General features: G+C 41.8%; 1 pseudogene. It reads left to right on the top strand.

Going from position 1 to position 273, the window contains the following annotated elements:
• Positions 1–56 precede the first annotated feature (56 nt).
• Positions 57–273, top strand: a pseudogene (locus AB4585_RS23880) (MFS transporter); the annotation flags it as partial.

Here is a 273-nt window from a genome sequence, read left to right as displayed (position 1 = left end):
CTTAAAGTTAACTTTAACTATTAAGCTTGTGGCAAATGGACTTTCAAGGAACAACAATGAACAGAAAATTCTTACCACACCTAAGCGGATTATTCTGGGATGGGATATCGTCAGGCTTAGTCATGATGGCTCTGCCATGGTTTCTTCTGCAACAAGGCGACATGGGACTTTTTGTTGCTCTGACTACCCTAGCCTGCACACTGTCATCCTTTTTCTTAACCCCAATATTTGCCACCTTCATTGATCGCTATTCTCGCAAAGCTATCTTAATGC

This window comes from Vibrio sp. 10N.222.49.C9 (assembly GCF_041474985.1).
GTDB lineage: Bacteria > Pseudomonadota > Gammaproteobacteria > Enterobacterales > Vibrionaceae > Vibrio > Vibrio crassostreae_C.
The sequence above is the reverse complement of the archived record's forward strand: the minus strand, read 5'-3'. Positions and strand labels throughout refer to the sequence as shown.